Origin of the sequence: Staphylococcus sp. EG-SA-17, assembly GCF_017151845.1 — a bacterium.
GTDB lineage: Bacteria > Bacillota > Bacilli > Staphylococcales > Staphylococcaceae > Staphylococcus > Staphylococcus aureus.
This window is the reverse complement of record NZ_JACVZO010000177.1, coordinates 1-245: the sequence shown is the minus strand read 5'-3', so window position 1 is coordinate 245 and position 245 is coordinate 1. Positions and strand designations below refer to the sequence as shown.

Below are 245 nucleotides of genomic sequence, written 5' to 3'. Positions count from 1 at the left end.
ATTACATGGTGCATGTGGTACATGCCCAAGTTCTACAATCACTCTTAAAGCTGGTATTGAGCGTGCATTACACGAAGAAGTGCCTGGTGTAATAGAAGTAGAACAAGTATTCTAATATAAAGATATTTATGACTGGCTACAGCCGCTATTAAAAAGAAAATACCCAAATATATCATTTAAATATACGTATATAGATATTACAAAAGATAATGACAACTTAACAGATCATGATTTACAATTTATTG

At 31.4% G+C, this 245-nt stretch carries 1 protein-coding gene and 1 pseudogene; both read left to right on the top strand.

The annotated features are described in order from the left end of the window. On the top strand, positions 1-115 hold a 115-nt coding region (locus IDG65_RS14645; RefSeq protein WP_206174276.1), incomplete at its 5' end, for a NifU family protein. A gap of 3 nt (positions 116-118) precedes the next feature. Further along, positions 119-245 (top strand): annotated as a pseudogene (locus IDG65_RS14640) (DUF1462 family protein); the annotation flags it as partial.